The sequence below is a fragment of the Haloactinomyces albus genome (genome assembly GCF_031458135.1).
GTDB lineage: Bacteria > Actinomycetota > Actinomycetes > Mycobacteriales > Pseudonocardiaceae > Haloactinomyces > Haloactinomyces albus.
This window is the reverse complement of sequence record NZ_JAVDXW010000001.1, coordinates 4,789,680-4,815,661: the sequence shown is the minus strand read 5'-3', so window position 1 is coordinate 4,815,661 and position 25,982 is coordinate 4,789,680. Positions and strand designations below refer to the sequence as shown.

General features: G+C 66.3%; 23 protein-coding genes. 13 read left to right on the top strand and 10 right to left on the bottom strand.

Annotated elements, in window-relative coordinates; genetic code table 11:
• Nucleotides 1-26: 26 nt before the first annotated feature.
• From JOF55_RS22455 to JOF55_RS22435, 5 genes are all read left to right on the top strand, one after another.
• On the top strand, nucleotides 27-1,487 hold the full coding sequence (locus JOF55_RS22455; RefSeq protein WP_310277978.1) for a benzaldehyde dehydrogenase: 1,461 nt from the start codon (nucleotides 27-29) through the stop codon (nucleotides 1,485-1,487).
• Nucleotides 1,488-1,532: 45 nt separating this feature from the next.
• Nucleotides 1,533-2,870: an MFS transporter gene (locus tag JOF55_RS22450; protein WP_310277975.1), complete on the top strand. Its 1,338-nt coding sequence runs from the start codon at nucleotides 1,533-1,535 to the stop codon at nucleotides 2,868-2,870.
• Nucleotides 2,794-4,173, top strand: a complete 1,380-nt coding sequence (locus JOF55_RS22445) for a GMC family oxidoreductase N-terminal domain-containing protein (protein WP_310277972.1) — start codon at nucleotides 2,794-2,796, stop codon at nucleotides 4,171-4,173. The genes JOF55_RS22450 and JOF55_RS22445 overlap by 77 nt, the downstream gene beginning before the upstream one ends.
• Nucleotides 4,109-4,369, top strand: coding sequence for a GMC oxidoreductase (locus JOF55_RS22440; RefSeq protein ID WP_374727328.1), 261 nt, complete (start codon nucleotides 4,109-4,111; stop codon nucleotides 4,367-4,369). The genes JOF55_RS22445 and JOF55_RS22440 overlap by 65 nt, the downstream gene beginning before the upstream one ends.
• A gap of 126 nt (nucleotides 4,370-4,495) precedes the next feature.
• Complete coding sequence (locus tag JOF55_RS22435; protein ID WP_310277966.1) at nucleotides 4,496-5,608, top strand: MBL fold metallo-hydrolase; 1,113 nt, start codon at nucleotides 4,496-4,498, stop codon at nucleotides 5,606-5,608.
• Nucleotides 5,609-5,660: 52 nt separating this feature from the next.
• Here JOF55_RS22435 and JOF55_RS22430 read toward each other — a convergent pair whose 3' ends face one another.
• Entirely contained in the window at nucleotides 5,661-7,037 is a 1,377-nt protein-coding gene (locus tag JOF55_RS22430; RefSeq protein WP_374727588.1) for an MFS transporter, read from the bottom strand.
• Nucleotides 7,038-7,221: 184 nt separating this feature from the next.
• Between JOF55_RS22430 and JOF55_RS22425 the strand changes: the two genes are divergently transcribed.
• The 3 genes from JOF55_RS22425 (at nucleotide 7,222) to JOF55_RS22415 (ending at nucleotide 9,398) form a co-directional block, all read left to right on the top strand.
• A complete protein-coding gene (locus JOF55_RS22425; protein WP_310277961.1) occupies nucleotides 7,222-8,472 on the top strand; it encodes a cytochrome P450 in 1,251 nt (416 codons plus the stop codon).
• Nucleotides 8,473-8,474: 2 nt separating this feature from the next.
• A complete protein-coding gene (locus JOF55_RS22420; RefSeq protein ID WP_310277958.1) occupies nucleotides 8,475-9,119 on the top strand; it encodes a TetR/AcrR family transcriptional regulator in 645 nt (214 codons plus the stop codon).
• 78 nt (nucleotides 9,120-9,197) lie between these two features.
• Entirely contained in the window at nucleotides 9,198-9,398 is a 201-nt protein-coding gene (locus JOF55_RS22415) for a ferredoxin (RefSeq protein ID WP_310277955.1), read from the top strand.
• Between the two features lie 115 nt (nucleotides 9,399-9,513).
• Here the strand turns inward: JOF55_RS22415 and JOF55_RS22410 are convergent, their stop codons facing one another.
• From JOF55_RS22410 to JOF55_RS22390, 5 genes are all read right to left on the bottom strand, one after another.
• Nucleotides 9,514-10,830: a TRAP transporter large permease gene (locus JOF55_RS22410; protein ID WP_310277953.1), complete on the bottom strand. Its 1,317-nt coding sequence runs from the start codon at nucleotides 10,828-10,830 to the stop codon at nucleotides 9,514-9,516.
• An 8-nt stretch (nucleotides 10,831-10,838) separates the two neighbouring features.
• Nucleotides 10,839-11,351, bottom strand: a complete 513-nt coding sequence (locus JOF55_RS22405; protein WP_310277948.1) for a TRAP transporter small permease — start codon at nucleotides 11,349-11,351, stop codon at nucleotides 10,839-10,841.
• Between the two features lie 34 nt (nucleotides 11,352-11,385).
• Nucleotides 11,386-12,387, bottom strand: coding sequence for a TRAP transporter substrate-binding protein (locus JOF55_RS22400; protein ID WP_310277945.1), 1,002 nt, complete (start codon nucleotides 12,385-12,387; stop codon nucleotides 11,386-11,388).
• A 230-nt stretch (nucleotides 12,388-12,617) separates the two neighbouring features.
• A complete protein-coding gene (locus tag JOF55_RS22395; protein ID WP_310277942.1) occupies nucleotides 12,618-12,758 on the bottom strand; it encodes a hypothetical protein in 141 nt (46 codons plus the stop codon).
• 37 nt (nucleotides 12,759-12,795) lie between these two features.
• Nucleotides 12,796-14,718 carry a glycoside hydrolase family 3 protein gene (locus JOF55_RS22390; RefSeq protein ID WP_310277939.1) on the bottom strand — a complete coding sequence of 641 codons (1,923 nt, stop codon included), beginning with the start codon at nucleotides 14,716-14,718 and terminating at the stop codon, nucleotides 12,796-12,798.
• A gap of 498 nt (nucleotides 14,719-15,216) precedes the next feature.
• On the opposite strand from JOF55_RS22390, the gene JOF55_RS22385 reads away from it, so the two are divergent.
• Together JOF55_RS22385 and JOF55_RS22380 are read left to right on the top strand one after the other, a co-directional pair.
• Complete coding sequence (locus JOF55_RS22385; RefSeq protein WP_374727587.1) at nucleotides 15,217-16,602, top strand: L-lactate MFS transporter; 1,386 nt, start codon at nucleotides 15,217-15,219, stop codon at nucleotides 16,600-16,602.
• Entirely contained in the window at nucleotides 16,599-16,724 is a 126-nt protein-coding gene (locus tag JOF55_RS22380; protein WP_310277934.1) for an MFS transporter small subunit, read from the top strand. The genes JOF55_RS22385 and JOF55_RS22380 overlap by 4 nt, the downstream gene beginning before the upstream one ends.
• Before the next feature lie 80 nt (nucleotides 16,725-16,804).
• Here the strand turns inward: JOF55_RS22380 and JOF55_RS22375 are convergent, their stop codons facing one another.
• The 4 genes from JOF55_RS22375 to uidA all read right to left on the bottom strand — a co-directional run bounded on the left by JOF55_RS22375 (nucleotide 16,805) and on the right by uidA (nucleotide 21,853).
• A complete protein-coding gene (locus JOF55_RS22375; protein WP_310277931.1) occupies nucleotides 16,805-17,359 on the bottom strand; it encodes a gluconokinase in 555 nt (184 codons plus the stop codon).
• Nucleotides 17,349-18,587 (bottom strand): D-mannonate dehydratase ManD, encoded by a 1,239-nt coding sequence (gene manD, locus JOF55_RS22370; protein WP_310277928.1) that lies wholly within the window; start codon nucleotides 18,585-18,587, stop codon nucleotides 17,349-17,351. The genes JOF55_RS22375 and manD overlap by 11 nt, the downstream gene beginning before the upstream one ends.
• Nucleotides 18,588-18,648: 61 nt before the next feature.
• A complete protein-coding gene (gene uidB, locus JOF55_RS22365) occupies nucleotides 18,649-20,016 on the bottom strand; it encodes a glucuronide transporter (protein ID WP_310277925.1) in 1,368 nt (455 codons plus the stop codon).
• A 52-nt stretch (nucleotides 20,017-20,068) separates the two neighbouring features.
• A complete protein-coding gene (gene uidA / locus JOF55_RS22360; RefSeq protein WP_310277922.1) occupies nucleotides 20,069-21,853 on the bottom strand; it encodes a beta-glucuronidase in 1,785 nt (594 codons plus the stop codon).
• Nucleotides 21,854-22,092: 239 nt separating this feature from the next.
• Between uidA and JOF55_RS22355 the strand changes: the two genes are divergently transcribed.
• The 3 genes from JOF55_RS22355 to JOF55_RS22345 are packed head-to-tail and all read left to right on the top strand — an operon-like array spanning nucleotide 22,093 to nucleotide 25,932.
• Complete coding sequence (locus JOF55_RS22355) at nucleotides 22,093-23,109, top strand: LacI family DNA-binding transcriptional regulator (protein WP_310277919.1); 1,017 nt, start codon at nucleotides 22,093-22,095, stop codon at nucleotides 23,107-23,109.
• 46 nt (nucleotides 23,110-23,155) lie between these two features.
• Nucleotides 23,156-24,646, top strand: a complete 1,491-nt coding sequence (gene uxaC, locus JOF55_RS22350) for a glucuronate isomerase (RefSeq protein ID WP_310277915.1) — start codon at nucleotides 23,156-23,158, stop codon at nucleotides 24,644-24,646.
• A complete protein-coding gene (locus tag JOF55_RS22345) occupies nucleotides 24,646-25,932 on the top strand; it encodes a mannitol dehydrogenase family protein (protein ID WP_310277912.1) in 1,287 nt (428 codons plus the stop codon). Before uxaC ends, JOF55_RS22345 begins: the two co-directional genes overlap by 1 nt.
• Nucleotides 25,933-25,982: the final 50 nt, after the last annotated feature.

Sequence of the window (25,982 nt, the reverse complement as noted above, 5' to 3'; positions counted from 1 at the left end):
GAACGGTCATGACGAAGGAGCCGGTAATGGGTCTGCTCGACGAAAGCATCTGGAACGGCAGGATCCACGCCTCGGGTTGGGTCCGCGGCAGCGGTGGCGAACACGAGGTCACCGCACCGGCCACGGGCACCTCCCTGGGGAACGTCGGTATGGCCGATCCCGGCGACCTGGCCCGGGCCACCGAACGCGCCACTCGGGCCCAGCGCGACTGGGCGGCGCTGCCGCATACCGAGCGCTCCGCGGTGCTGCGCCGCGCAGGCGAGCTCTGGCAGCAGCACGCCACCGAGATCGAGGATTGGCTGATTGCCGAGGCGGGCTCGCTGCGCGCCAAGGCTCGGATGGAAACGCACGCCGCGGCGCAGGAATGTTTCGAGGGGGCCGCCCTCCCGTCGCATCCGCACGGGGAAACCCTGCCGAGTGAGCAGTCCCGGTTGAGCATGGCGCGGCGAGTGCCCGCCGGTGTGGTCGGTGTCATCGCACCGTTCAACTTTCCGCTCATCCTGTCCATCCGCTCGGTGGCACCGGCGCTGGCCCTGGGCAACGCGGTGGTGCTCAAACCGGATGTCCGCACGGCCGTCTCGGGGGGCATTGCCCTGGCGAGGATCTTCGAGGAAGCCGGCCTTCCCGAAGGAGTACTGTCGGTGCTGCCCGGCGACACCGAGGTCGGCAAGGCGGTGGTCGAGGACCCGCACGTCCGCGTGGTCTCCTTCACCGGCTCCACGGCCGCAGGGAGGCACGTCGGCGAGGCCGCCTCCCGCAACCTCAAGCGCGTGCACCTGGAACTCGGCGGTAACTCGGCCATCATCGTCACCGAAGACGCCGATCTCGAACCCACCGTCGCAGCCGGTGCGGCCGGGTCCTTCCTGCACCAGGGCCAGGTCTGCATGACCACCGGGCGCCACCTCGTCCACGAGTCCCACTACGAGGCCTACGTCTCCCGGTTGGCGGAGAAAGCCGAGGCCCTGCCGGTCGGGAACCCGGCCACCGAGCAGGTCGCCCTCGGTCCGGTCATCGACCGGCAGCAGCGGGACATCATCCACGACATGGTCACCGCCTCGGTCGACGCCGGGGCACGCCTGGCAGCAGGAGGAACCTACGAGGGGCTGTGCTACCGGCCCACGGTGCTCGCCGACGTTCCCACTACCGCACCCGCCTACGCCGACGAGGTGTTCGGCCCCGTGGCCCCGGTCGTGCCGTTCTCGACACTCGACGAGGCCGTACGGCTCGCCGCGGATTCCGAATACGGCCTGTCCCTGGGCATCTTCACCCGCGACCTCGCGCAGGGACTCGCGATCGCCGAACGGGTGCCCACCGGCATCGCCCACATCAACGACCAGACCGTGGACGATGAGGCGAACATTCCCTTCGGCGGTTTCGGGGCCTCGGGCAACGGTGCTCGCTTCGGCGGTGCTGCGAACAGCATCGAGGCGTTCACCGAGACCCGCTGGATCACCATGCGCGGCGACGTGCCGCACTACCCCTTTTGATCAACCCTCCGCATTCCCCTCGGACCCCGGCCCCATGGAGTATTCATGACGACCGTGCAAGCCCCTCCGGCTTCCTCTCCGAACCAGCGGAGAAAGGAGGTCAGACGGGTCGTGCTGTCGAGCTACCTCGGAAGCACGATCGAGTTCTACGACTTCATCCTGTACGCGACCGCCGCGTCGCTGGTGTTCGGCCCGGTGTTCTTCGCGAACCTGAGTCCGGCACTGGGCATCATCACCTCGTATGCGACCTTCGCCGTCGCCTACCTCTCACGCCCCCTCGGGGGCATCATCTTCGGCCACTTCGGCGATGTCCTCGGCCGCAAGAAGATGCTCATCCTGTCGATGAGCATCATGGGAGGCGCCTCCACGCTCATCGGCCTCATTCCGCCCATCGAAACGTGGGGGGCGGTGATGCTCATCGTGCTGCGCGTCTGCCAGGGGATCGCCGTGGGTGGCGAATGGGGCGGTGCCGCGCTCATGTCGCTGGAGCACGTGAAAGGTGCCCACCGTGGCTTCGCGGCCTCGTTCACCAACGCAGGCGCTCCCACCGGGGCGGCGCTCGGCACCGTTGCCCTCGCGATCGCCGGGCTGCTGCCCGAAGAGCAGTTCCTGGCCTGGGGCTGGCGCATTCCCTTCCTGCTCTCGGCCGTGATGCTGGGCATCGGCCTGTTCGTACGGGCCAGGGTGTCCGAAAGCCCCCTGTTCCGGGAGGCCGTGCAGCAGCAGGAGAAGCAGGAAAAAGCCCGGAAAAAGGAGCGGATTCCGCTCGTTTCCGTGTTGAAACGCCCGAAGAACCTGATTCTGTGCGGACTCGTCTGCATGGCCGGCTTCGCGATGCAGGCGCTGTTCTCGACATTCGCGATCAACCATGCCGCCGAGCACGGCGTGGCCCGGTCACAGGCCCTCGCGGCGTTCGCGATCTGCCAGTTCGCCGCGATCTTTTTCATCCTGCTGTTCGCCTGGATCTCCGACCGTATCGGGCGCCGTCCGGTGATGCTGGCCGGTCTCGTCACGATGATCGTGGTGACCTACCCGGTGTTCGCCATGTTGGAGTCGGGTAGTTTCCCCCTCGTCATCGCCGCGTTCCTGATCAGCCTGTCGCTGTGCCAGAGCGCGACGTTCGGGCCGCTGCCCGCGTTCGTCTCCGAGCAGTTCGGCACCAGGGCCCGCTACACCGGCGCCTCCCTCGGCTACCAGTTGGCGAGCCTGCTCGGTGCCGGATTCACCCCGGTCATCGTGGCCACGCTGGCCGCATCGGCGGGCGGTTCGGTCTCCGGCGTCATGCTCTACCTGGTGGCCATTTGCCTTGCCAGCGCCGCGATCCTGCTGCTGTTCGTCACCGAAAGCAAGGACAACGACCTACAGGCCGTTCCGCAGCACTGAACCGGTCATCGGCGCAGGCCCGGCCGCATCGAGTTCGGCCGGGCCGGACTACCGTGGCGCCGACATTCCCGAGTTCCTGCGGGGTCGCACCCTGCAGACCGGCCTGACCATGGAGCGCCGCGAGGACCTCAATCCCGACCTCTACTGGCATGGGGTGACGGCGAAGCGTCGTCCCGACCAACCGGCCCTGCCCCACGAAAGGGGGCGCGGGGCCGGCGGCAGCTCCTCGGTCAACGGGCTCGTCGCCGTACGCCCCGAGGCCGCCGATGTGGACGCCTGGGAACAGGACTACGGCGCGCGAGGTTGGGGGTTCACCGAGTTTCTCCCCGCGTTGAGCCGCATGGAAACCGATCTCGACTACGGCGACATGCCGTACCACGGCAACAGTGGCCCCATCCCCGTGATCCGCGAACCCGAGGAGTACTGGGGTGATGTGGACCGGGCCCTGCACGATTCCGCCCGCGAAGCGGGTCTTCCGTGGTTCGACGACTACAACGCTCCCGGCAGCACGGGGGTGGCTCGCTATCCCGGCAACAGCAACCGGGACGGTCTGCGGATCTCCACCAACCACGGCTATCTCGATCCCGCCCGCGAGCGCGACAACCTGTGCATCATGGGCGATGCCCACGTCGTCGCGGTGGAGTCCGCAGGCGACCGGGCTACCGGCGTTCGGTTGCTCGGCGGCACGGTCGTACGGCCTGCTGCCGATGGCGAAGTCATCGTCAGCGCCGGGGCGGTACACACACCCGCGGTCCTGCTGCGCAGTGGCATCGGGACCGGATCCGAACTCCGACGGCTCGGCATCGGTCAGGTGGCCGAACTACCGGTCGGTGTGGGACTGCAGGACCATGCCATCGTCTTCATCGACTTCACTCCTCACGAGGGACGGTACTTGACGCAAGACCTGCGACCGACCAACGTCGCCGTCCATTACTCCTCGGGAATGCCGGATACCGGTCCGAACGACATGTGCATTCTCGGCACCAACCACAATTACTGGTTCGGCAATGCCGATTCCGGGCTGGCGGTTCAGCTCAACGAGAGTCATTCCCGGGGAAGCCTCGACTGCCGTCGTCCGACCCGTTCGTCGATCCGGTGCTCGAGCTCGGACTGCTCACGGACGAGACGGATCTTTCGCGGATGGTCGACGGTGTCGAGCGCGCGCTCGACTTCATGTCCCGGTCGGCATTCCGCAGGATCATGGTGGGCGAACCCGGCGCCCCCAGGGGGGGGAGGCCGTGTTCGCACAGGTCAAGGACGTCGTGCACGCCTGTTCCACTGCGCGCATGGGAGGCGAGGATGATCCTGGCGCCGTGGTGGATCCGCGGTGCCGCGTCCGGGGATTCACCAACCTCCGTGTGGTGGATGCCTCGATCATGCCCAAGGTGACCAGCGCCAACATCCACCTCACGGTCATCGCGCTGGCCGAACGAGCCTCCGACCTGATCCGCGTGCGGACCGGCCGGAAAGAAGAGGCTCCGGCCCGTCCACAGCCCTGAAAAGACCTCGCCGAGCAGAATTGACCTCACGTGCGGGTCACCACAGATAATCCGCTGCTTTCACGGCAATCGCGGACGAACACAAGCACAGTTTTCCTCGACCGCTGATTCCACTTGGAGAAACGCATGAACGAGCGCCCCATTTCCCCGTCGATGTCCAGACGCTCGCTGTTCGCCACCGGCGCCGCCGTGGCCGGAGCGGCAGCGGTGTCCGCCCCTGCGCAAGCCGTTACTCCCTCGGATTCCGCCGCGCGGCGCCACCGCACGCAGGCCGTGCTGCTCGGCACCGCAGGCGGGCCCCTGTGGTGGGATGGCACTGAGCGGGCCGGTATTTCCTCCGCGGTCGTCGTCGGTGACGCCACCTATCTCGTCGACTGCGGCGAAGGGGCCGGGCGCCAGTTCGCCCGGGCCGGATTGGACGACCTGCGCGCGGTGTTTCTCACCCACCTGCACTCCGACCACATCGTCGACTACGGGAACCTGCTGGTCCACGGCTGGGTCAACAAGCTCTCCTCGCCCGAAAACCCGGTCGACATCCACGGTCCGGGTCCACGCGGGGAACTGCCTCCCGTGGCCGGAGACGCTCCCGCACCTCCCCTGGTCAGCCCGGACAATCCCGAACCCGGCACCGTCGGCACCACGGAGCGGATCTTCACCGCCTTCGCCCCCGACATCAACGACCGGATGCGCGACACCCTGGCCCCGGACCCGCGCTCGCTGTGGACTCCGCACGACATCGCCCTGCCCACAGGGTTGGGGGTCGACCCGAACGACAACCCGCACCCGTCGATGGCGCCGTTCACGGTGTTCGAGGACGACCGGGTGCGCGTTTCGGCCACTCTCGTGCGGCATGCCCCGATGTTCCCGTCCTTCGCCTTCCGGTTCGACACCGACGACGGTTCGGTGGTCTTCTCCGGTGACACCGGCGTGAGCGACAACCTCATCCGGCTGGCCCACCGGACCGACGTCCTCGTGCACGAGGTCATCGATCCCGCATGGATCCGCAGCCGCTACGGCGGCGACAACCCCACCCCCGAGCAGCAGGCACGCGCTCGGCACCACCTCAACGCCCACACCTCGATCGAGGAAGCCGGCGCGGGCACTCTCGTGCTCAATCACTATGTCCCCGGCGACATCCCGCCCCAGCGCCTCACCCCGGCGAGGAAGGACTTCTCGGGGCGGTTCATCGCCGGAGACGACCTGGACCGCATCGGCGTCGGACACCCTTCTCCACGCTGATCCCGGAAGGAGACGCCTCCGGCCACAACCACACACCGCGAAAGAGCCGCTGTCATCCGGCGGTGGACGTTTCGACAGACGTCGTGGTGGCTGTCCGCGAGTCCGACATGGCCTCGGTCGGGTGCCGACGGGGCAGGAAGGCCGCGATGACCAGGGCGATGAGGGCGGAGCCTGCGCCGATACCCATGATCACGCGGAAGCCGCTCTGTGCGGGGAAGGTCACGGATCCGAGGGTGACGGTCATCTGTGCCAGCACGACCCCGGCCACCGCGCTGGACAGGGAGGTGCCGATGGATCGCATGAGGGTGTTGAGGCTGTTGGCGGCGGCGGTTTCGGACACGGGCACGGCGGCCATGATCAGTGCGGGCATGGCCCCGTAGGCCAGTCCGATGCCGACCCCGATCACGGCGGAGACCAGCACGAGCTGCCAGATGGCCGACATCAGCGCCATGTTGAGACCGTAGCCCGCGGCGACCACGACGGCGCCGACCATCAGGGTCACCTTGGGGCCCCGGGCCTTCGAGATCCGTGCGGAGACTGGTGCCATGGCCATCATCACCAGGCCTGATGGTGCCATCACCAGGCCCACGACCAGCATGCTCCGCCCCATCCCGTAGCCGGCGGCCTCGGGCAGTCGCAGCAGTTGCGGCAGGATCAGCGACATCGCGAACATCGCGAACCCGAAAACCGTGGAGGCGAGGTTGGTCAACAGCACCTGACGGCGCGCGGTCACGCGCAGGTCCACCAGGGGCCGGGTGGTGCGCAATTCCCACCGGCCCCACAGCACCAGCACGACCACCGAGGCGGCGAACAGGCCGCCGGTCGGTCCGCTGCTCCAGCCCCAGTCGCTGCCCTTGGAGATCGCCAGCAGCAGACACACCAGCCCGACCGACAGCCCGGCCGTACCCACCAGATCGAAGCGTCCTCCGGTGCGCACCGAGGACTCCGACACGATGGTGAGCACGAGCACGATGGCCAGGGCGCCGAGTACCGCGGCGGCCCAGAACAGCACGTGCCAGTCCGTGTACCCGGCCAGGAAAGCCGCGGCGGGAAGCCCGAGTGCCCCGCCCACGCCCAATGAGGCGCTCATCAGTGCGATCGCCGAACCCAAACGTTCGGCAGGCAGTTCGTCACGCATGATGCTGATGCCCAACGGGATGACACCGGCGGCCAACCCCTGCAGGGTCCGTCCGACGATCATGGGGGTCAGCGAGTCGCTGAGGCCGCCGATGGCCGAACCGAGCACCATCGAAGCCAGGCTGATCAGGAGTATGCGCCGCTTGCCGTACATGTCGCCCAGCCGTCCGGCCGCCGGGGTCGCCACGGCGCCGGCGAGCAGCGTCGCGGTGACCACCCAGGCGGTGCCCGTGGCCGGGGCGTCGAGGAGTTGGGGCAGTTCGGGGACCAGCGGGATCACCAGGGTCTGCATCAGCGAGACCACGATCCCGGCAAAGGCCAGCACCACGACGACGGCGTTCGTCCGCGGCGGGGCGGTGCCCCGGGAAGGGGCGGTATTGGCAGGGGGCACGGTACGGCCTCCGACTCGGTCGAGGAACGGGACAAGAATCTCAATCAATCGCTTGACTTAGAAGAGTGTAGCCTGTTGACTGAGCATGCACCGAGACGACTCCGAGGAGGCCATCGTGGTTGGCAGTGACGGGGAACAGGCGCTGAACTATCCGATTCCCGGCTCGGCAGCACTGGAGCCGCCGCAGGAATGGGAGAGGCTGCGGCAGCAATGCCCGGTGGCGAAGGTGAACCTGCCCAGCGGGGACGAGGCCTCGCTGGTCACGCGCTACCAGGACGTCAAGCGGGTATTGTCCGACCCGCGGTTCACCCGGCAGCTCGACGCCGACGATGCGGCCCGGGTCTCGGCCAACGAATCGGGCGGGGTGTTCAACAGCTCGCTCGCGGACTCGATTCCGCAAACGGGTGAGGGACATCAGCAGTGGCGGCGCATGGTGGCCAAGTGGTTCACGGCCAAGCGCATGAAAGCACTGCAACCCGAGATCGAGACGATGGCCGAGCATCTCATCGACGACATGTTCAAGCAGGGCCATCCCGCCGATCTCAAGGCGAGCCTGGGATTCCCGTTGCCGGTGTGGGTGATCTGCAACCTCCTCGGAGTCCCGGACTCCGACCGGGACAGGTTCTCCTACTGGTCGGACACGTTGCTCAACCTGACCCGCTACGGCCAGGCCGAGGTCGAGGCGGCACAGGCCGAATTCGTCGAATACATGGCCGCCCACGTTGCTGCCAAGCGGGCCGAACCGGGAGACGACCTGCTCAGTACGCTCACCACCGACACCGATTCCGGCGGTGACCGGTTGTCCGACGCTGCGCTGGTCTCCACCGGCCAGGGCTTGCTCGTCGCCGGGCACGAGACCACCGCGAACATGATCGGCAAGATGGTGGCCATGCTGCTGGCCGACCGGCGCCGCTGGGAACAGCTTCTCGCCGACCGCTCACTGGTACGCACCGCGGTGGAAGAGGCCCTGCGGTTCGACGCCAACCCCGGCTTCGGTATGCCGCGGTACATCACCGAGGAGGCCGAGGTCGCCGACACTCGGCTCCCGCGGGGAACGACCGTGGTGTGCAGCATGGCCGCGGCCAACCGGGACGAGGACGCCTTCGAGGGCGCCGACGAGATGGCGCTGGACCGCAGTCCGAATCCGCATCTGGCCTTCGGCTCCGGGGCGCACTCGTGCCTGGGACAGGCGCTGGCCCGCACCGAGCTGCAAGCCGTGCTCGACGTGCTGCTGCGCCGGATTCCTTCGTTGGAACTCGCCGTCGCCGCGGAGGATCTGCACCGGGTCGAGGGCCTCGTCGTCGGCGGGCTGAACGAAGTTCCGGTCCGGTGGTGACCATGGCAGGCAAGACCACCCGAGAAGAGCGGATCAGCACGACACGGGAGTCGATCCTGGCGGCAGCGGAACGGTTGTTCGCCGAGCACGGCATGTTCGCCGTGTCCAATCGGCAGGTCAGCGAGGCCGCCGGACAGGGCAACAACACCGCCGTGGGCTACCACTTCGGCACCAAGGCCGATCTGGTGCGTGCCATCGCACGCAAGCACACCGAGCCGATCGAGCGGCTGCGCGAGCGAATGCTGGCCGAGACCGGCGACAGCTCGAACGCGCGGGACTGGGTGGCCTGCCTGGTGCGTCCCAGTGCCGAGCACCTGGCCACGCTCGGCTGTCCCACCTGGTTCGCCCGGTTCAGCGCCCAGGTGATGACCGACCCCGCACTGCGCGAGATCATGGTCGAGGAATCCCTCGGCTCGCCCGCGCTGAACCGGATCCTCGACGGGCTCAACCGGTGTCTTCCCGAACTGCCTGCCGAGGTGCGGGCCGAACGAGCCGACATGACCCGCCAGCTGATGGTGCACATGCCCGCCGAGCGTGAGCGTGCGCTCGCGGAAGGCACCCCCACACCCCGGTCGAACTGGCACGACACCGCGACCGGGCTGATCGACGCGATCACCGGGCTGTGGCTGGCACCGGCCGCGCCCTGACCGCGACGGCATCCGGCGAGGTCCCTCCGAGGGCCTCGCCGATACCCGAATCACTGTCGAAACGAAGGGACATCGACGATGAAGATCAGTGTGGACGAGGACAAGTGCTGCGGTGCGGGCCAGTGCGTGATGATCGCACCGGAGGTGTTCGACCAGCGAGACGAGGACGGGATCGTCGTCCTGCTGGAGACCGAACCCTCCGAACAACAGCATGCCGCGGTCCGGGAGGCCGCCGACGTGTGCCCGGCCGCAGCGATCGGACTGAGCGAGCGCGAATAAGAGGATCCGGCAGTAGGAACTGTCGGGCTCGCGGCGCCCGGGCGACGCCTTGCGCCGCAGGGCTCGGCACGGTGCAAGTCCTGCGGCGCAAGGGCTACACACGTCCGCTGCAGTGTCAGCCGCCACCGTTGATCAGGCCGAGTTGCGTGGGCAGCCACAGGGAGACCTGCGGAACGAAGACGACCAGGAACAGCACGGCGATCAGTGCGGCGAGGAACGGCAGGATCCGCCGGATGACCGGTTCGACGCGCAACTCCCCGACCCTGGCAGCGATGAACAGCACGTTGCCCACCGGTGGGGTGATCGTCCCGACGCACAGGTTGAACACGATCATGATGCCGAAGTGCACCGGGTCGATCCCGAATTCCTCGACGATCGGCAGGAAGATCGGTGTGAAGATCAGGATGGCCGGTGTCGGGTCCATGAACGTTCCGACCACCAGCAACATGATCATCATGAGGATGAGGATGACCGTGGGGCTGTCGGTGAGCCCCAGGAGAGCATCCGAGATCATACCCGGGATCCTGGCGAAGGACATCACCCAGGACAACGCCGACGAGACTCCGATCAGGAGCGTGACGATCGAGGTTGTCCTGGTCGCCTCCAGAAGGATACGGGGGAGACCCCGCACCGTGAGGTTGCGATAGGCAAAACCCAGCACCAGGCAGTAGAGCACGGCGATCACCGCCGACTCGGTCGGCGTGAAGACACCGCTCAGAATGCCGCCGATGACGATGAAGATCATCAGCAAGGACGGCACGGCCTTCCGGAGAGTCACCAGGAGCTGCGTGAACGTCACGCGGTCGGTGCCTTGGAGCTCCGGGCGCTTCCGGGAGTACAGGAACACCACCGTCATGCAAGCCAGTGCCCACAGAATGCCTGGCCCGTAGCCGGCCATGAACAGGGCCGCGATCGAGGTGCTGCTGACCAACGAGTAGACGATGAAGGTGTTGCTCGGCGGAATCAGCATCCCCGACGGAGCCGAGGCCGCATTGACCGAGGCGGAAAAACCACGGTCGTAGCCTTCCTCCCGTTGCCGCGGTCCCATGACACCCCCGACGGCCGCGGCCGAAGCCACCGCGGCCCCGCTCACCGAGCCGAACAGGGCGTTGGCCACCACGTTCGTCTGGGCCAGCGATCCCGGCATCCGCCCCACCAGAACCTTGGCGGCGTCGATGAGCCGGGTGGCGATCCCACCGTTGTTCATCAACACCCCGGCCAGAACGAAGAACGGGATGGCCAACAGCGTGAACGAGTTGATGCCGGTGAACAGGCGCTGGGACGAGGCGACAACAGCGTTGTCGAGGCCGATGAGTGCCATCGTCGCCAACACGGACGGGAGACCGATGGCCACGGCGATCGGCACACCGAGAGCGATCAGGACGACGATGCCGATGAGCAGGATGAGCCCTGCCAGCGTTGCTGGATCCATCGCTCCTCCTAAAGTGCCTCGGCAGTGTCGTCGACCTCGACCGTTGCCTCTGCATGGCGCAGGACCGCGATCACGTGGTGGACGGCGTAGAACATGATGATCACCCCGGTGATGGGCATGACCAGGTACAGCGGTCCGACTCCGATCGGGATCGGCATCCCCGGGACGTTCTGGTCCCAAGCCAGCTGCGAGGCCCGCCGACCGCCCCAGACCAACGTCACCGCGGCGAACACGATGATGGTCAGCTGGACGAGGACGGCGACCACGCGCTGAACCCGCTCGGGGAGCTTCCGGACGACCACGTCCACCGCGATGTGCCCACGTTCCGAGAAGACGAGTGCGGCACCGAACATGCCCAACCAGACGAACACGTACCTGGCGAACGCTCCGGACCACTCACTCGGATTGCTCAGCACTTGCCTGCTGAAGACCTGCCACGACACCGTGAGAACGAGGACGGTGAAAAGCAGCACGCAGACTGCGGCAAGCACCTTGTCGAGCACCTTCTTCACAGCGTGCATGTGTGGCCTTTTCGAACCTGTTGCCGATACCGGATCATGGAGCTGCGGACTGGGCGGCCTCGTACAGTCGACGAGCGGTGTCGGTGGTCAGCGACTCGTCGATGAGCGGCTGAAGAGCCTTGCTGAATGCCTCGGTATTCACCTCGTGGAATTGGGCCCCGTCGGCTTTGGCCTCGGCGATCGCCTCTTCGGTTGCGGTCTTCCAGAGTTCGGTGTGCTCCTGGATCGCCACTTGCCACTCCCGATCGAAGGCAGCGCGGTCCTCAGCTGACATCTCGGCCAGACGGTCGGTGTTCATGATCAGGTAGTCCACGCCGATGAGGTGGTTGGTGTAGGAGTAGTGCTTGGCAACCTCGTGGTGCTTCTGGCTCACGTAGGAGACCTCGTTGTTCTCCGCACCATCGAGGACTCCGGACTGCAGCGCGGTGTAGACCTCGCCGTAGGCCATCGGCGTGGCGGACCCGCCCATCAGTTCGATCATCTTGGTGTGGATGTCGCTCTCCTGGACCCGGATCTTCATCCCGGCCAGGTCCGCGGGCTTGGTGATCGGCCCCTTCGAGGTGTAGAGGCTCCGGGCACCCTGGGTGAACCCGCCGAGCACCGTGAGGTTTTGGTCCTCCAGCGAGGAGTAGAGATCACCGACGATGTCCGGGTTGTTGACCACGTTCATCTGGTGCTCGATCGAGTCGAAGACCTGGGGCAGGTTGAAGACTCGGAAGTCCTTGTTGAGGTTCGCCAGCTGAGTCCCGGAGACGATCGCCATGTCGACAGTACCGTCGCTGACCAGCTGGATCGCCTCCTGCTGGGCCCCCAGGGTCTCGTTGGGATAGACCTCGATGTCCCACCGGCCGCTGGTGGCCTTGCTGAGCCGGTTGCCGAAGTTGTCGAGCGCGACGAAGGAAGGGTGCTCCTTGGTCTGGTTCAGTGCCAGGCGCAGCGTCGTCCCGCCGGCACCCCCGCCGCTGCTGCATCCGGCCAGCACCAGCGCCAGAGCACTGAGTGTGGCCGCGAGCGAAAGGGTTTTCTTTCTTTTCATGGGTGGTCCTTACCTGCTCATCGTCGACCTGCCCGATCCACGCTCACCCGGGTGAGCGTGCTGCTCGACTCCGGACGGCTCGTGTCGGTGTTCTGCTGCGGACTGGCCGGTGCGGCTTGGTTGGGCAAGCACGCCCGGTATGGGCGAACCTGGAGCCGTGAAGGGGTTCACATATTGAGTCAGTACATCCCCGCGCGAGGCAACTGGTTGCCATCACTTGCCGCGGCTCGTTATGCGGCCGTGATGTTGTGATCACTTTCGGCGGGAAACATCGACGTGCAGTACACGGTCGAATACCGGTCGACCGCAGTACTGCCGATACCGCGAGTGCCACCGGACTCCGGCACACGGCTGCGGAGTCCGGTGGCCATCCCGGCTCACCTGATGCAGAAGCGGATGTGTGCGCGGTTACCGGCCGTAACTCAGACCGAAACCGTACTCATAGGTGTTCCCTGCACTGTCCACATAGGCGTAACCAGGCCTCTCGGCATATCCCGGGACGTCGGAGGCATTGCTTTCGACCGCCTCCTTGCCCGCCGGTACGGTCAGCGGCAGCTTGCCCGTCGGGGCGTACTCACCGCGGAGGACATCCACGATCGCCTCCGGCTTGACACTGAATGTCGCCAGTACCGCATCGGCGCCGGGCTCGATCTCGTTGATCAGCCACGGGTTGCCCATGTTGATCTGCAGGATCGTGTTCTCGACCCGGCTCTGCAGAGCTCGAATCCGTTCGACGTCGATACCGGTGTCGCTGTCCTTGCCGAGTTCGACCGAGGGAGGGTCCCCTCGGGTGTCGTCCTCGAACACGGACAGGCTCGGTCGCACCGACAGGAGAGCGTGGGTCGCCTCCTCGGGAGTGTCCACGATCGTGATGGACGGGTCGTACTCGGCGATGCGCTCCGCCAAGGCGGTGCTCGCCTTCGCCGCGCCCTCTTCGGTGAAGGCCTCGACGTAGAGCTTGACGTCCGTCACGTCCTTGTCGGTGATCGGCAGCAGGTCCTGATCATTGCGCAGCAGCACGACGGACTTGCGGTGCGCCTTGTCGGCCTTGGCCTGGGATTCGGGATCGTCGGCGATCCGCTGAGCCCGCTGCGGATCGACATAGGGGTCCTCGAACAGACCCAGTTCGAACATCTCGGTCAGCAGGAAGGTCACCGACGGATCGAGGTCGGACTCGGAGAGCAGTCCGGTGTTGACGGCCTCGATCAGCGGTGCCGGTTCGTTGGTGTCGGAGAAGAGATTGGTGCCGGCTTTGACGGCCTTCGCGTACCGTTCGGGCTCGGTCAGATTCTCGACACCCCACGGCTTGCCGTCGATGACGCCGCTATCGCTGTTGACATAGCCGGAAAAGCCCATCTCATCGCGCAACAGTCCCTGTAGAAGGGACTTGTTGTAGGCGAAGGCGACTTCTTCGAACTGCTGGTCCTCGGAGTACCACAGGTGCTTCGGCAACTGCTGAGCACTGCCCTCGTTCACCGGCTTCGAGTAGTACGGCATGATGGAGGTGGTACCGGCCTCGATGGCCGCCTGGAACGGCGGCAGATGGTACTTGGAGAGGCTCCCCTCGGTGGGCCAGAGCTGGTTTTGTCCCCATGCGAAATGCGGATCCCGGCCGCCGGAACGCGCTCCCCCACCGGGGAAATGCTTGATCGTCAGCGAGACGCTCCCCTTGCCGAGTTCCTCGCCCTGGAAGCCCTCGACGATCGCGGTGGTCATGTCCGCCGCAAGGCCGGGGTGTTCACCGAAGGTCCCGGAAACGCGGGTCCATCGCGGATCCGTGGCGGTGTCCGCCATATACCCGTACATCTTGTGGATACCGGATGCGCGCCATTCCGCGGCGGCGACCTGAGCGAACTCCTTCACCAAAGCGGGATCCCGGGTCGCTGCCAGGCCGAGCTCGCCCGGCCAGGTGGAGAACTCCCCACCGGCCTCGGAGACGCCGAAGGTTCCTTCCCCGTTGATGTGATTGCGAGGATTGGAGGTGAACACAACCGGGATGCCCAGACGAGTACCTTCCGCTATCTCCTGATACTCGTTCGCCCGGGTGGCGAGCACTTCGGCGGTCGGGTCGTCCCGAATGATCAAGTAACGCAGGTGGCGCCGTTCGATACTGGCCACCGCTTCCCCGGTGGGTGAGGGGCTCGAGGACTGTCCTCGGGATCGCTCCGAGGAGATCTGCATCAGTCCGGCCTTCTCCTCCAGGGTCATCCGCCGGACGAGGTCGGCCGCACGCACCTTGGCGGGAAGATGCCAGTTTTCGTACGGATCCAGCCTGCCGTTGCCATTGAGGTCCCGGAATCGCTTTCCCTCGACCTCGATGATGTCTTTCACCCGCGATTCCACCACAGGTGTACCGGAGTGTGCGGGTGGCTGGTTGCCACCGGCACGGGAGTGGTCCGGCGGCGCAGCAGTCGACGTACCGACCAGGACCACCGATAACGGCACCGCCGCAAGCACGGCAACGCCTCTTTTCCGTGTAAGCACAGGACTTCGACTCATCGACCGTTCTCCTCTGAACGAACATCGATAGCAATACCGAATACGCAGCGATATCCGTCTCCGGGAGAAGACGAATTCCGTTGAGCCACATTCCAATGGACGGTGTTCCGAATCACTGCGCCATCCGGGTTGCCTTACCATGCCCGGGGCTCACAGGGAGATCAACGCGTTGCCAGAAGTTTCCACGCGACCTGGCTGCCGTCGCGTAAGCGCCCCACATGCGCAGTCCGGCCCCACGGAAATGTGAGGAACCTCTCGCGTTGACGAACTTTGCCCGCTAGAGTCTCGTGCCGTTCCCCGTGTGGCCGTGACATCGACTCGAAGGGCTCCATCGTGGAAGGCTTCCTCGCACGCTCGCGCATCATCGCACCACCAGGCTGGAGTCGGTGGCTGGTACCACCCGCGGCGCTGGCGGTGCACCTGTCCATCGGACAGGTGTACGCCTGGAGTGTGTTCAAGTCTCCACTGGAGACCGAGCTGGGCCTGTCCGGAACGGCCAGCGCACTGCCGTTCCAGCTGGGCATTGTCATGCTGGGACTGTCCGCGGCGTTCGGCGGGACACTGGTCGAACGCAACGGTCCACGCTGGGCGATGTTCGTCGCCACCGCGTGCTTTTCCTCGGGCTTTCTCATCGCCTCGCTCGGAGTAGCACTTGCTCAATACTGGCTGGTGGTACTCGGCTACGGCGTCGTCGGCGGAATCGGCCTGGGCATCGGCTACATCTCCCCGGTGTCGACCCTGATGAAATGGTTCCCGGATCGCCCTGGCATGGCCACCGGTATCGCCATCATGGGATTCGGCGGTGGTGCCCTGATCGCCTCACCCTGGTCGGCACGGATGCTGTCCGCGTTCGGGGACGGGCGCGGAGCCATCGCGCAGTCCTTTCTCGTGCACGGCCTGGTCTACGCGGTATTCATGTCACTCGGCATCTTTCTGATTCGGGTACCTCCGGAAGGGTGGCGTCCGCGTGGCTGGGTACCGACGCAGACAGCAGCCACCTCCATGATCACGACGGCGAATGTGTCGGCACGCAATGCGCTGCGCACACCGCAGTTCTGGCTGCTGTGGGTCATCCTGTGCCTGAACGTCACGGCGGGTATCGCCATTCTGGAGAAGGCCGCCCCGATGATCCGGGACTTCTTCGCAGGAACCTCGACCCCGGTCACCGCGGGGGCCGCGGCGGGCTTCGTCGCGCTGCTGTCGCTGGCGAACATGGCCGGGCGGTTCGTGTGGTCGTCCACATCGGACCTGGTGGGGCGCAAGAACATCTACCGGATCTACCTGGGTGTCGGTGCTCTGCTCTACCTGGTGATCGCGCTGGCCGGTGACACATCGGTAGCCGTGTTCGTGCTCAGCGCGATGCTCATCATCTCCTTCTACGGTGGGGGGTTCTCGACTCTGCCTGCCTACCTGAAGGATCTGTTCGGCACTTACCAGGTCGGGGCCATCCACGGCCGGTTGCTCACCGCTTGGTCCGCGGCCGGGATTCTCGGACCATTGGTGGTCAACGCGATCGCCGACGCCCAGGAACGCGCGGGGGCCTCCGGACCGCAGCTGTATGCCCTCTCGCTCTACATCATGCTCGGGCTGCTGGTCGTCGGCTTCACGGCCAACGAGCTGGTGCGCCCGGTAGCCCCGAAGTACCACGAACCGGTCGGTGCCGCAGCGGAAACCGAGAGCATCCCCGAATCCGACGGAACAGGAGTGGACCGATGAACACGGAAGACACGACCGGGAGCCGAACCGCCCTGCTGGTGTTCGGCTGGGCATGGGTCGGCATCCCGTTCGCTTACGGCGTCTACGCGCTGATCCAGAAGGTCACCCTGCTGTTCGCATGATGGGACCCCTTCCGTGCCTTCGGCCCGGTGACTTCGGCGACTCGCCTCGAGTGCCCGGCCCAGGGGGTGACCCGGCCTGTTCACGTCTGCCAGGTGGCGAGCACGCGTTCGACGATGCGTTCCGGCTTCTCCGTGGCAGCGGCGATCAGCGCGCCTTCGTCCGCATCCGGCTCTTCCAGCGTGGCGAGCTGACTGTCGATGAGCGCAGCGGGGAAGAAGTGTCCGTTCCTGCCCGTGAGCCGCTCGACCAGATCCTCCCGGTTCGCCCGCAGGTGCACGAATCCCACCGCACCGGCCCCACCCCGCAGGATGTCGCGGTAGGTTCGCTTGAGCGCCGAGCAGGCGAGCACCGCCGGTTCTCCGGCCGTGGCTCGCCGATCCAGCTCGTCACGAAGCCGCTCCAACCACGGCATGCGATCGGCATCGGTCAGCGGAGTACCCGCACGCATCTTGTCGATGTTGTGCTGCGGGTGGAAGTCATCGGCGTCGAGGTGTTGCCAGTTCAGGCGCTGTGCCAGGGCGGCACCGATGGTGCTCTTGCCGCAGCCGGAGACGCCCATGATCACCACGGCATCACAGAACAGCGACTGTGCCACAGCGGCCTCCAACGCGCGCTCGGCTGCCTCACCAGTCATGGACCGTCCCATCGAGCAGTCGATTGACGGGCAGATACGCCCGCTCGTACGGATACTTGGCGGCCAGTTCCTCGTCGAAGTGGATTCCCAGTCCGGGTTCCTCACTCGGGCGCAGGCCGCCATGGGCGAACTCGTGGGTCGGGCCGAACACCTCTCGCGTTTGCTCGCTGTGGACCATGTACTCCTGAATACCGAAGTTGTGCACGGCCAACCCGAGATGCACCGCCGCGGCCAGACCGATCGGTGAGACGTCGGTGGGACCGTGCATCCCGGACTTCACCTGGTACAGCGCCGCGTAGTCCAGAATCCTGCGCACGCTGGTGATCCCGCCCGCATGCGTGATCGGTGAGCGCACGTAGTCGATGAGCTGCTCGGAGATCAGGTGCTGGTAGTCCCAGATCGTGTTGAACACCTCGCCGATCGCCAGCGGTGTCGTGGTGTGGTGGCGCACCCAGCGCAGGGCTTCCTGGTTCTCGGCCGGAGTGACGTCTTCGAGCCAGAACAGGTCGTAGGGCTCCAATGACTTGCCGAGTTTGGCCGCCTGGATCGGGGTGAGCCGGTGGTGCGCATCGTGCAGCAGCGCGATCTCGTCACCGAACTCACCGCGCACTGCCTCGAACACCGAGGGAACGTGGCGCAGATAAGCGCGGGTGTCCCAGGCCTCCTCGGTCGGCAGCGCCGAGCGGCGTGCGGGTTCGTAGTCGTAGCGGGTGTCCTCACCGACCGAAGCCGCCGTACTGGAGGCGACGCCGTACACCGAGTCGAGCCCCGGCACTCCGGTCTGGATCCGGATCGCGCGGAATCCTTCCTCGAGGTGCTCACGCACGGAGTCGAACAGCTCGGGGATGTCCTTACCGCTGGCGTGCCCGTAGACCATGCACCGCTGCCTGCTGGCCCCGCCGAGCAGCTGGTAGAGCGGCAGCCCGGCGACCTTGGCCTTGATGTCCCACAGCGCGGTGTCCACCGCGGCGATCGCGGCCATCGTGACCGGCCCCCGCCGCCAGTATCCACCGCGGTACAGGTACTGCCAGGTGTCCTCGATCGCATGGGCATCCCGCCCGGCCAGCAGCGGAGCGACATGGTCGGTGAGATAACCGGCCACCGCCAGCTCCCGACCGTTGAGGGTGCCGTCGCCATAACCCACCACACCATCGTCCGTGGTGATCTTCAGCGTGACGAAGTTACGGCCCGGACTGCTGACGATGACATCCGCGCGCTCGATGAGCACAGCGCTTCTCCTTGTCTCGAAATGAATATCGGTCGAATGACGTGTTCCGGTCAGTACGGACTCATGCGCCGGACACCGACGTCTGGGAGGCTCCAGCATCACCTTCGGCGCGGCGTTGCGCCATCTCGGCGGTGATTTCGCGGAACTTCTTCTCCGTCAGGGGATAGATCGCCATGACCGCGATCGCGACCGCGGCGCAGACAGTGGGCACGAGCCCGGCGGCGGCTCGGATGCCCCACAGGGCCGAGGCACTCTGCACCTCCGCACCGCCGACATAGCCGGCCAGCCCGATGGTGTATGCCGCCGCTGCGCCTCCGAGGGCCTGGCCGACCTTGCGGACGAACGAGAACACCGCATACGTCGTACCTTCGGTCCGTGCGCCGGTCTTCCACTCCCCGTACTCCACCGTGTCCGCCTCGAACGACCACAGCAGAACATTGACCACCGCCAGGCCGACGCCGATGAGCACGAAGAACCCGATCGCGACATACGGCTTCGAGGACGGTGCGAACAAAACACCCAGCGCGCCGACGATCATGACCAGAGCGCCACCGATATAACCGCTCTTTTTGCCGAACCTGCGCACGATGGGCGGAACAAACGGAGCCAACCCGAACATCAGGCCGACCTGAGCAGTCGTGATGGCGATGTAGTAATTCGCATTGCCGAGCACATCCCGGGCGTAGTAGATGCCGATCGTCTGCAGGGAGAACATCGCGGTCAGGAAGAACAGCGAGCTGACGCACAGCAGGATCAGCGGCCGGTTCCGCTTGAGCGTGACCAGGCTGTGTTTCAAGCTGACGTGCTCGATGTCGCGGTGCACGGTCTCCCGAGCGGTGAAGAACGTGAACAGATACAGAGCGGTACCGGCGATCACGAAAGTCAAGGTCGTCAGGGTCAGCGTGCTCTGCAGGTTCTCGGCGTTGTTGATCTGCGGGGAGATCACGACGCTCAGCAGCAGTATGATCGTAGCCGCGCCCATCGTCCGGGCGGTGGCCAGCTTGGACCGCTCGACGGAGTCCTGGGTCATCGCCGCAGCCAGCGAGCCGTACGGAATGTTGACCAGGCTGTAGGCCATGGCCAACGCCGAATACGTCACATAGGCATAAACCAGCTTGCCCGTCAGACTCCAATCGGGCACATGGAACGTCGCCGCACTGATCAGCAACAGCGGCAGCGAACCGAACAGCAGCCACGGCCGGAACTTGCCCCACCGAGTGGACGTGCGATCGACCAACCGGCCTGCGATGAGATCACCGATGCCGTCCCAGATCCGCACGACGAGGAAAATCGTCCCCGCCGCCGCGGCCGGAATCCCGGCCACATCGGTGTAATACAACAGCAGGAACATCGAGGCCATCGAAAAGGCCAGGTTGTTGCCCGCATCCCCGGCCGCATAGCCGAGCAATTGGCGTGGGCGGAGTTTCATGGCGACTCCTCCCCGATGGGTAGGGGGTCATGCAGGTCAGGAATGAACGGGATCAGATTTCCTTGCGCCAACGGCGGCGCAGCGCGAAAGCACCGGCCTTGGGATGCCGATCGCGGGTGAACACACCCTTCTTGTTGCCCTCGACCCGGGCGAAACCGGCCGCGGTGGCGAAGTCGGCGAAGTTCCAGACCTGCTCGCCTGCCACCGCCTCGATGCGGTCGAAGACCCGGTGATACATCTCCAGCAGATCGACCTGGTACTCCTCGGTCCACGGCTGCGGCGTGACCGAGTGCAGCCCCGCGACGGTGTCGGCGCCGTACTCGGTGATGAGGATCGGCTTGTCGTGCCGGTCCGCCCAGGCGTTCAACTCGTCCTCGAGTCCGCGCTCGGCGGCGGCGAGGTCGCCGGAGTGGACGTACCAGCCGTAGTAGCGGTTGAGCATCACGACATCGGCCAGCTCGGTGACCACGCACTTGTCGGCCGGAGCCAGCATGACGTTGACGAAACCGACCGGTCGGGACGGGTCGAGCCGACGGGTTTCGGTGAACAGGGGCTCGAAGTACTTCCGAGATGCCTCCGTGTCCGACTCGGGCTCGTTGGCGATGCTCCAGAGCACCACACTGGGATGGTTCTTGTCCCGGGCCACCAGCTCGCGGATTGCCTGCAGGTGGGTGCGCCGGGTCGCCTCGCCGATGGTGTCGTCGGAGAAGGTCGGCTTGGCTTCGGCACCGAGGATGCCGCCGGCGACACCGAGGTTGAGTCCCACCGCGGCGGTCTCGTCGATCACCACGATGCCGTTGCGGTCGGCGTGGTCGAGGATCTCCTCGGCATACGGATAGTGGGAGGTGCGCAGCGAGTTCGCGCCGATCCAGTCCAGCAGCGCGAAGTCGTGGACCATCGATGCGTCGTCGTGGCCCTTGCCGCGTACCGGGTGGTCCTCGTGCATGCCGAAGCCGGTGAAGTAGAACGGCTCTCCGTTGATGAGGAACTCGGTGCCGCGGACTTCCACCGTGCGCACACCGACGTTGAGCGCGTACGCATCGACCACCGCGCCGCCGTCCCACAATTCGACACCGAGTTCGTACAGGTATCCCTCACTCGGGCGCCACGGGTGCACCTCGTCGACGACCAGGGTGCCGGAGGTGCCGGTCGTGCGGGCGACCTCGGTGCCTTCGGCGTCGCGCAGCGCGGCCCGCACCTCGAGCCCGTCGGCGTTGCCCGCCGTGGCGACCTCGTAGTCGACGGTCCCCTGCGCGCCATCCAGCCCGGTCACGGCGGTGACGTCGCTGACGTGCGCCTTCGGTGTCGTGTACAGCCACACCGACCGGTGCAGGCCCGCATAGTTGAAGAAATCGTGATAGTAGCGCTGCCGCGGGCCGTCCGGGGTGTGCTCGACATAGCCCGGCGGGATGGACTCCCAGGTGAGCGTGTTGTCGACGACCACGGTGATGCGGTTCTCCGAGCCCAGCTCCACGACGTCGGTCACGTCGGCCTCGAAGGGCGTGTAGCCGCCTTCGTGCTCGGCGACCCGGGTATCGCCCACCCACACCACCGCGCGGTGGGTGGCGGCGTCGAAGCGCAGCACGATCCGCTCGCCGTGCCAGCTCCGCGGGACGTGCACCGAGGTCTGATACCAGACGTCACCGACGTGCCCGCGGACGGAGTCGTCGACGAACAGGTCGTTGTAGCTGGCCGGTACGGGGATTTCGGTGCGGCCGGTCAGCGGCGCTTCCCACCACCGCTGACCGCGGCCGACACCGTCGTGGTCGACCGCGAAGCTCCAGAGGCCGTCGAGGGTGCGGCGGTCTCGCCAAGCGTTGGCAGTGGGTCGAAGCATCATCGCTCCTGTTCTGGTGCGGCGTGTGAATGGTTCCCGGTATCCGAAAGGGGCGCCTCGGCGTCCTGGTGGTTTGCTGTCTGCCCGCACAGGCGGTGTGGCTTCACCGACTGCGAAACCGGCGGACATCCGTTGCGCCTCATGTAGCCATGACCAGCGAATGTGTCGGTGTTTCCGCTCGTTGACGGCTCAACGTACGACCGGGTAAACAGCATGGCAACCAGTTTCCATTAGTTGCCATGAGAAAGGTCACCGACGTGCAACAACGCAAACCGACGATCTACGACGTGGCTCGCCACTGCGGCGTGGCCGCCTCCACGGTATCCCGCGCATTCGGCAATCCCTCCCGCGTCAATCCCGACACCAGGGAAATCGTCCGAGCGGCGGCACTCGAGGTCGGCTACGCCCCTCGCCCACTGGCCCGGGCGGAGGCACCCACTCGAGCACGCACCCTGACGCTCGTCGTGACCGACATCGCCAACCCCTACTACGCGAACTTGATCAAGGCGGCCCAGGCTCAGGCCGTGGACAACGGCTACACGCTGGCGCTGACCGACAGCGACGAGTCACCGAAGCTCGAAGCGACCAACCTGCGGAAACTACTGGCCACCACCAGTGGCGGGATCCTGGCGACCTCCAGGCTCTCCGACGAGGCCATCCGGCAGCTCGCCCAGCGCCGTCCGCTGGTCGTGGTGAACCGGCAGGTCGAGGGCATTCCGAGTCTCGTCGTCGACACCGCGAACGGAATGCGCAAGGCAGTGCGCCATCTCGCCGTGCTGGGGCACCAGCGGCTGGCGTACTTGTCCGGTCCACGCAACTCGTGGATCAACAGCGAGCGGTGGCACGCCGTGCACGAGGAAGCGGCCACACACGGTATCCATGTCGACCTGCTCGGCCCCTTCGCGCCGAACCGCCAGGGCGGTCACGAGGCCGCGGATGCGCTGATCCTGCAGGGCTCGACTGCGGCGATCGCCTACAACGACCTCATCGCGATCGGCACACTGCAACACATGCAGGCCAACGGCGTACGCATTCCCGAGGAGTTCAGCCTCATCGGCTGCGACGACATCTTCGGGTCCGATCTGACGACACCGATGCTGACCACGATCTCGGGACCGACCGACAGACTCGGCAGGCATGCCGTGGATCTCGCCCACATGCAGTTGACCACCCGCGACGCGCTCCCCGAGCCCATGACCTTCGATACGCATCTGGTGATCCGTGGTTCCACCACCAGCAACGGGCATGGCAACTAATGGAAACCAGTTGCATTCCTCAGGGCACAGTCAGGACCCTGCTGGTATGGATCGTGGTACGCCAACAACTCCGGCAGCACGCTCGAACGGCGGGAACGGCAGGCGCACGGCGCCGCACAACGGCCGCACCTCCCTGGCCCCGCATCCGGATCGGTTACTGCCTCCCGAGACCGGTCAGCGAGCGATCGCGCGTCGCCTGTACGACAGCGTCCGCGATCTGCCGCTGATCAGCCCGCACGGGCATGTCGACCCTCGGCTCCTGGCCGAAGACCAACCGTTCCCCGATCCGGCCTCGCTGCTGGTCACCCCCGACCACTACGTAACGCGCCTGCTGCACGCGCACGGCGTATCGCTCCCCGAACTGGGGCTACGCGACCAGGACGGCACGGAACCCGCCGCCCCGCGGGAGGTGTGGCGAGCCTTCTGCTCGCACTGGCACCTGTTCCTGGGGACCGCATCACGGCAGTGGCTGGAGTCGGAACTGCACGAGGTGCTGGGTGTCGAGGTCCAGCCGTCGGCGGAGACCGCCGACGAGCTGTTCGACGAACTCACCGCTCGACTCGGCGAACCCGCCTACCGCCCCCGCGCACTGTACGAATCCTTCAACATCGCGGTGCTGGCCACCACCGACGACCCCGCAGACGACTTGCGACACCACCGGGCCCTGGCCGAGGATCCGACGTGGTCCGGCCGAGTCGTGCCGACGTTCCGCCCCGATCGCTACCTCGATGCCACCGGCAGCGGGTGGGTGCGGTCCCTGGACCACCTTGCCGCGGTCAGCGGTATCGACACCGGCGACTACGCCGGCCTCGTCCGCGCTCTCGAGACGCGCCGGGAGTTCTTCCGCGAACACGGTGCGACAGCCACCGATCACAGCGCTCCGGACGCGCGCATGGCCTTCCTACCGGAGCAGGAAGCGTCGCGACTGTTCGACGCGGTGCGGGCCGGAACGGCCGACGAGCAGGAAGCCGGGCTGCTCTCCCGGCAACTGCTCGGGGAAATGGCGCGCATGTCCAGTGAGGACGGCATGGTGATGGCGCTGCACACGGGCAGCAGGCGTAACCACCATCCGGAGACGTTGCGCCGCTTCGGGCCCGACACCGGCCATGACATCCCGCTGCAGGCCGAGTTCACGCAAGCACTGCAGCCCATGCTGGAGCGCTTCGGTACCCACCCACGTTTCCAGACCGTGCTGTTCACGCTCGACGAGACCGTGTTCTCCCGGGAACTCGCCCCGCTGGCGGGGTTCTACCCGTCGGTGTACCTGGGCGCTCCGTGGTGGTTCCTCGATGCGCCGCGAGCCATGCAGCGTTTCCGCGATGCCGTGACCGAAACGGCGGGGTTCCACCGCAACGCGGGATTCATCGACGACACCCGCGGGTTCTGCTCCATCCCCGCCCGGCATGACACCGCCCGCCGCGTCGACGCCGCGCACCTGTCCGGGCTCGTGGCCGAGCACGTGCTCAGTGAATCCGATGCCGCCCAGGTCATTCGGGACCTCAACGAACGTCAGCCCCGCATCGCCTTCGGATTGTGATGACCAGACTCGACCGATCCTCCGCAAATGCCCGCCAAGCCGCACCGGTGCGTGCCGTCCACCTCGGGCTCGGCGCTTTCCACCGGGCGCACCAGGCCTGGTACACCATGGCCGATCCCGAATGGGGAATCGCCGCCTACACATTCCGCAACACGGAGCTACCGCACCTGCTGACCGAGCAGGAAGGTCTGTACTCCTTGCAGGTCAGCGGCGAAGCCGAGCCACACATCGACATCGTCGACTCGATCAGCCGCGCCCACCCCGGGCAGGACACCGATCAGTGGCTCGCCGATCTGGCCTCCCCCGAGGTCGCGCTGCTGACCTTGACGATCACCGAGGCCGCCTACCACGTTGGCGGGGACCTCGACGGGACCGCCATCGGGCGAGTGCTCGCCGGTCTCCGTCGGCGTTACCGCGCCGGCGGCGCACCCATCGCACTCGTCCCCTGCGACAACCTGGCGGGCAACGGCACCGTACTGCGCTCGAATCTGCACGCCGCCGCAGCCGAGGACAGCACGGAATTCCGCGCATGGCTGGACGAGTCCGTGTCCTTCGTCAACACCGTCGTGGACCGCATCACCCCCGCCAGCACCGAACAGGCTCCGGCCACAACGTCGAAGCTGACCGGGCTGGACGATCGGGCCCCCGTGGTGACCGAGCCGTTCACGGAATGGCTGCTCGCCGGAGACTTTCCCCTCGGCCGACCGGCCTGGGAAAGGGCAGGCGCCCGCTTCGTCGACGACCTCGACTCCTATCAGCAGCGCAAGCTCTGGTTTCTCAACGGCGCCCACTCACTGCTGGCCTATGTCGGCCCGGCTCTGGGCTGCGAGACCATCGACCAGGCCGTACAGCATCCGATGCTGTCGGAATTGATGGAATCCTGGTGGGACACCGCAGCACGTCACGCGTCCCTGCCTGCCGACGACCTGGCCGAGTACCGGCAACGCCTGCTCCGACGTTTCGCCTCGCGCGGCATCCGCCACAACCTGCTGCAGATCGCAGCGGACGGGTCACAGAAAATTCCCGCCCGGATTCTGCCGGTATTGCGTGCCGAGCGTTCCCTCGGACGGATGCCGAACAGCGCCGTGGCCACATTGGCGGGCTGGTTGATCCACCTGCGGACGCGAGAGGTCCGCGACCCCCGCGCCGCCGAACTCGTCACGACGGCCCGGTCACCGGATCCGGCGCGTCGAGTCATCGCCGCCCTCGACGCCGACCTGGCCGAGGATCGGGCTCTGATCAGCGCCATCGAGACCGCGGGCAAAGAGCTGGAAACCCGATCCTGAAAACGCGGAGGAGATTCACATGGTGGCTCTCCTCCGCGATCGGGACCAGT